Source organism: Mycobacterium sp. E2327 (assembly GCF_001672675.1).
Classification (GTDB): domain Bacteria; phylum Actinomycetota; class Actinomycetes; order Mycobacteriales; family Mycobacteriaceae; genus Mycobacterium.
Map to the genome: position 1 here is coordinate 1 of NZ_LZKE01000101.1, position 5314 is coordinate 5314.

General features: G+C 64.1%; 6 protein-coding genes and 1 tRNA gene. 1 reads left to right on the plus strand and 6 read right to left on the minus strand.

Translation table 11 applies throughout. The features are described 5' to 3' along the window. Positions 1 to 584: 584 nt before the first annotated feature. Complete coding sequence (locus A5712_RS30770) at positions 585 to 761, minus strand: hypothetical protein (RefSeq protein ID WP_156766512.1); 177 nt, start codon at positions 759 to 761, stop codon at positions 585 to 587. 28 nt (positions 762 to 789) lie between these two features. Between A5712_RS30770 and A5712_RS30775 the strand changes: the two genes are divergently transcribed. Beyond that, on the plus strand, positions 790 to 1014 hold the full coding sequence (locus A5712_RS30775) for a hypothetical protein (protein ID WP_156766513.1): 225 nt from the start codon (positions 790 to 792) through the stop codon (positions 1012 to 1014). Positions 1015 to 1230: 216 nt separating this feature from the next. Here A5712_RS30775 and A5712_RS10915 read toward each other — a convergent pair whose 3' ends face one another. The 5 genes from A5712_RS10915 to A5712_RS10935 all read right to left on the minus strand — a co-directional run bounded on the left by A5712_RS10915 (position 1231) and on the right by A5712_RS10935 (position 4994). Continuing rightward, positions 1231 to 2424 (minus strand): site-specific integrase, encoded by a 1194-nt coding sequence (locus tag A5712_RS10915; RefSeq protein ID WP_068104358.1) that lies wholly within the window; start codon positions 2422 to 2424, stop codon positions 1231 to 1233. Positions 2425 to 2515: 91 nt separating this feature from the next. After that, a tRNA-Pro gene (locus tag A5712_RS10920) sits at positions 2516 to 2589 on the minus strand. 59 nt (positions 2590 to 2648) lie between these two features. Beyond that, positions 2649 to 3395: an IclR family transcriptional regulator gene (locus A5712_RS10925; RefSeq protein WP_068104360.1), complete on the minus strand. Its 747-nt coding sequence runs from the start codon at positions 3393 to 3395 to the stop codon at positions 2649 to 2651. Further along, entirely contained in the window at positions 3392 to 4222 is an 831-nt protein-coding gene (locus tag A5712_RS10930) for a cyclase family protein (RefSeq protein WP_068104362.1), read from the minus strand. The genes A5712_RS10925 and A5712_RS10930 overlap by 4 nt, the downstream gene beginning before the upstream one ends. A gap of 13 nt (positions 4223 to 4235) precedes the next feature. Continuing rightward, complete coding sequence (locus tag A5712_RS10935; RefSeq protein ID WP_068104364.1) at positions 4236 to 4994, minus strand: SDR family NAD(P)-dependent oxidoreductase; 759 nt, start codon at positions 4992 to 4994, stop codon at positions 4236 to 4238. Positions 4995 to 5314: the final 320 nt, after the last annotated feature.

Consider the following 5314-nt stretch of genomic DNA (forward strand, 5'->3'; position numbering starts at 1 on the left):
AGAGACAGAGACAGAGACAGAGACAGAGACAGAGACAGAGACAGAGACAGAGACAGAGACAGAGACAGAGACAGAGAGCTCTTCCTCTCCTCAACAAGAGAGTTCTTCTGTCCTTAGATCAAAAGACAAGACTGGGTGACCTTCCCTACCTATCGGGTTACAGATAGAGGTGCCAATTTGGCCCCTCCATTTCCCACAGACCTGGTAGTGGGTGGGACGTTTGGGATGGGTCTCCGCCTTGATCCAACTGGCCCTGGTGAGTTGGGCGATGTAGCGCTTCACCGAGCGCAGTGCCATCCCCATGTCCCTGGCGATCCGCTCCTGGGTGGTCATCCCCTCGTCGCTGGCGAGGATCTCCAAAAGCACCATGGCGGGACCTGGTCCCAACTCCCGGCAGGCCTCCTGGCAGAGGTCTACCTGCTGGCGCGGTGACAGCGCTCGCCATCGAGCGTTACTCTGAGACACGAGAACTCCAGTCTCTTTGCCGGTGATGTGGGGTTGTCACAGAAGGCCTTTCGAGTGGTGTCGTGGGTTTTCTGGGTGGTGGTGGGCGGTCCAGGGGCATGGGCCGCCTGCCCTGTCTTTCAGGGGTCGTTGCTATCGGCTTTAAGGGGCTCATCGCCCCCACCCCACTGGCCGATCAGCCCCGAAATGCGCTCACGGGCCTTATCCGACAGCTCATGGTGTTTGAGGAGATCGGTCAGCACTTCGTCGAGGGCCTGGTTCTTGATCCGGACCCTCTCGGCATGGGCAGCTGCCATTGCCGCGGCCTCACGGCGGGCTCTAGCGGTGTTCGAATTGGCTGAAATCGCCCCGGTTCGCTGGCCTCGACCAGGGCAGTCTTTTCCGGGCATCATCGGTTACCCCGGCGTCGCACAGCTTGCGTCATTACTTCGCCTCAACGAGCCGGGCAATGTAGGCGTCGATACTCTCGCGAACGAGAAACGCCCTGGCACCGATCTTCACGCGCTGCACTTCCCCCGCATCAATCAGCTTGTAGACCTGACGGCGTGAAATCCCTCCTATCTCAGGCTGATTCACTCTTCCGATCGGAATTAGTGCGTCCGCAGGCGTCGGTGCGCCTCTGGGTGCGTCATCGTGCATGGTCTATGACGCTACGCCTGTGGAGAACTTGCTAGCAACCTATAGTTTTTTTCAAATCATCTGGCAGGCAGCTCTATTGGAATTTTCAGCTAACTATAGACCTATAGCAAAAGTGCAATCCGCTGGTCAGAGGTTGAGCTGAGCACCCAAGGCCAACACGGCAGCCTTGGCACCGTCCTGGCTGCCATGCCCATACACGTCGCCCGTGACGCTGATCGAACTGTGACCCAGAAGGTCGGCCACTTGGCGGATATGGACGCCAGCCTCAAGCCATGCCACTGCCGCGGAATGCCGCAGCGTATGCACGCCGACACCATCGAGACCGGCTTTGGCCGAGGCGATGCGGATCTCACGCAAGATGCTCGACGGCTCGACGGGCCTACCCACCTCGGTGACGAACACCAGCCCGGTTTCGGCCCATTGGTTCGCCGCCCGTAGGCGCTCCTCAAGTTGTGCCTTGCGGTGGGCTTTGAGCATAGCGACGACGGGCGGCGTCAGCGGGATCTCCCGACGCGAGCGCTCCGTCTTGGGCTGCGTGATCACAAGTGCGCCATTGACTCGGGCCAGGGTGCCCCGCACCATCAGGAGCCCGGCGCCGAGGTCCACATCAGACCACCGCAGTGCCAAAGCCTCTCCCCGCCGGAGCCCGGTGGATGCGATGAGCTTGAGGACGGGAGCGTAGCGAAGGCCTTCAGCGGCCACCAGGAGGGCGGAGACCGCGCTGGTGTCCAAATGCCTGGCCTCTGTTGGCCGAACACCGGGACGCTTCGTGAGGTGGCAAGGGTTTCGGGCCAGCAAGCCGTCGCGGACAGCGCTGTCGAGGGCCTGGCGCAAAATCGTGAACGTCTGGCGAATGGTGGAGTCAGACAATGCACGCACCCGCTCGGGGTTGGGATTGTCATCGGTCGGCTTACCGGGTTTGGTTTGGGATCTCATCGACAATGTCAGTCCCTCGATGTCGGAGGGCTTGAGCCGATCCAGCCGGAGCAGGCCAAAGGGCTCAGCCTCCAAGTGCTTGCGCGAGAGATTGGCGTACAACTCCTTGGTCGCCGCCTTGCGGTCACTGGCGGCTAGTGTGGTCGCTCGCCAATGCACCAGCCATGCTGCCACGGTCGAGGTGGCGTCCTTGGGTGGCTTTCCCTCGTCGAGGCGATCCTGCACCTTGTCCAGTTCAGCCAGCACCAACTTCTGGGTCGCTGCATAGACGCTGACGCGCTTACGTTTTCCGGTAGCTGAATCGACGTAACTGAGTCGGGCTTCCCACCGTCCGTCTGGGCGCTGCCGAACCGATCCGCGACCGTTTGCTGCGCGCTTTGCCATGGGATGATCTTACCGGCCGATTGGGGTAAGAATTGGGGTCAAGGCCATTCCCAGGAGGTCCGCCAGCGACCAAAATAACCTCTGACCTGCGTCGGGCTGACAGGATTTGAACCTGCGACCACTTGACCCCCAGTCAAGTGCGCTACCAAACTGCGCCACAGCCCGCATGCCGCCGGATCACCGGCAGCAGGTCGACAGCCTACCGCAGACCAGCCGCCACCCTACTAATGCCCGAGCGACCTGCGAGTCTTCTCAACCCAGGCCAGCAGGGCCTCGGCCAGTTCGGACTCGCGGCGGTAGAACCGCTGGGCGGGCACGGGCACGCTGACCGCCACCAGCTGCTCGCCCACCCCCGGCAGTACCGCGCCGACGGCGCAGACGCCTTCGGTCTGCTCCTCGCGGTCGTATGCGACACCGTCGGCGCGGACGCGTTCGAGTTCCTTGCGCAGCGCCGCCGGCGTCGTGATGGTGTTGTCGGTCAGCCGGGCCAGCCGGCTGGGCAGGACCTGGGCCTGCTGCTCGGGCGACAGATTGGCCAGCAGCGCTTTGCCATTGGCACAGCAGTGCAGAGGAAACGACTCCCCGACCGCGCTGATCGCCCGCAGCCGCTGCGGCGAGACGACCTGGTCGACGAACGTCGCGCGATCCCCATCGAGGATCGACAGGTCGACCGTCTCTTCCAGCTCGCGCGACAGCTCCTCCATGAACGGGTGGATGTCCATCACCACGCCGATGCGCACGGTGCTGGCCATGCGCGCGATCTCGGGCCCGAGCCGATACGGGCCGCGGGCCCCACGCGAGGCGACCAGGCCCTCGTCGTCCAGCGCCCCGAGGATCCGGCTGACGGTGGAGCGCGCCATGCCGAGCCGCTCGCCGATCTCGGCCTGGCTGAGCCCGCCGGGGTGCGCTTGCAGCAGCCGCAGCATTTCGCCTGCGCGGGAGATGACCTGGATGCCGCCGTCGGCCGTCACGCCGCCTGCCCCGTCTCGAGGCGGTAGGTCCCGGTGGGATCGACGATCGCGACCAACCGCACGATGCAGCCGTCGCCGCCCACCCAACGCCACGGGAACGCGGCGAAGGTGACGCGCCTGCCGGTGACCTTGTCCAGTTCACCCCCGACGTTCTCGAAGCCGTAGATGCCCTTGGACAGGATCGCGCGGTGGCAAGGCTCCCACTCCGGGAAATCATCGAGCACCTTGCGGCCGGTCTCCTCCTCGTATTCCCTTACCGCCCAAGGCAATAGGCCGCCGGTGTGTTCGGCCGGGCCGTGCGGGGCGATCGCGGTGGCCATCGGGTGATCCAGCGCCTGGGTGTCGGTGCCGACGGCCTTGACGCCCTTGTCCGCGAACCACTCCCCCGCCTCCTTGTAGAAGCCCGGCGAGTAGGCGTAGTACTCGGCGCTGTCGGCGTAGGTGTGGTGCCAGCCGGTGTTGACGATGACGATGTCGCCGGGCCGGATCTGCGGCGTCGCCTTCTCGAGGTCCTCGGCGGTGACGACCTCCCACTTCTTCTTCGGGATCGAGACGACGACGCCGGTGCCGAAGAACGCGCTCAGCGGGATCTCGTCCAGGAAAGGGGTTCCCTCGATGACGTGAGCGGGCGCGTCGATGTGGGTGCCGGAATGCATTACCGTGGTGACCTTTTGGGTCAGCACGCGGCTTTTCGCCATGTTGTGCAGGCGCTCGATCTTCACATCCTCGAAGTACGGCCACGCGGGCACGCCATGCCCCCACGGGTGGGACAGGTCGTAGAACTCCAGCTTCGACTCGGCTTGACCGAGGGGCCAACTGATACTCATGATTTCCTTTCAATCAACACGCGGTGTAGCCGCCGTCCAGATACATCACCTGGCCGGTGAAGAAGCTCGACGCGTCACTGAGCAGATAGATCAGTGCGCCTACAAAGTCGTCGGGTTCGGCGAAGCGGCGCAACGGGATTCGGGCGAACATCGCCTCGCGGGTTTGCCGGCCCTTCTCGTCGTCGGCAAACATCCACTCGGTCACCTCGGAGCGGAAAACCGTTGGCGCAAGCGCGTTCACGCGGATGCCGCTCGGGCCCCATTCGGCGGCAAGGCTCTTGGCCAGCAGGTCGGTGGCGCCCTTGGATGGGCAGTAGGCGCTGTACCCGGCGGGGTGGCCGAGGGAGCCCCGCACCGAGGAGACCAGAACGACGCTGCCGCCGGTGCCCTGCTCCAGTAGGACACGGCCGGCCGCCTGGCACACGAGCCAGGCGCCGCGGGCATTCGCGCCCATCACCTTGTCGTAATCCTCGACGGCCATCTCTGTAATGGGCGCGACGTGGTTCATGCCCGAGGCCACCAGGACACCGTCGAGACGGCCGTGCCGGGCGATCGCCGCTTCCACCATCTCTTGGGCGTCGGCAGGAGTCTCGGGGCGTCGGGCGACTACCGCGGCATTCTCGATGCCCAGCCGAGTCAGCCCCGTGGCATTTCCGCCGGCCAGTGTCAGCCGCGCGCCTGCCTCGGACAATGCCCGCGCGGCGACGCTGCCGAGGGCGCCGGTCGCGCCGGTGATCAGGATCGACTTCTCTTCAACGCTGAACAGCTTCATCGCTGTCTCCGTAATTCCTACGATGCGGGTATTTCAACCTGATATACGAGAGAGGCTAGTGCGTCTGGTCGCTGGAAATCAATCACTTACTCCTGTGATGTAGGCGTCATCATCTGTATTGCGGGATTTCTCTCGACAGACGGGATATCCGCAAAGCTCTCTCGCCGGGCGGTGGCACGCTTCTTGCCCGCCTCGTAGCGACAACTACCCTCGCGACGGTCCCCGGAGAAAGGAGCACAACCGAGTTGTCGCTGCGAGGCGGGCACATCGCCTATTGCCCTCCGCGCCGGGGCGCATGTGACAGGTGTGACCCGCACCAT

What these genes read in the sequence shown, in the direction of transcription:
- A5712_RS30770 (WP_156766512.1), bottom strand. Translation starts at nt 761, where the DNA reads ATGGCAGCTGCCCATGCCGAGAGGGTCCGGATCAAGAACCAGGCCCTC.
- A5712_RS10915 (WP_068104358.1), bottom strand. Translation starts at nt 2,424, where the DNA reads ATGGCAAAGCGCGCAGCAAACGGTCGCGGATCGGTTCGGCAGCGCCCA.
- A5712_RS10930 (WP_068104362.1), bottom strand. Translation starts at nt 4,222, where the DNA reads ATGAGTATCAGTTGGCCCCTCGGTCAAGCCGAGTCGAAGCTGGAGTTC.
- A5712_RS10935 (WP_068104364.1), bottom strand. Translation starts at nt 4,994, where the DNA reads ATGAAGCTGTTCAGCGTTGAAGAGAAGTCGATCCTGATCACCGGCGCG.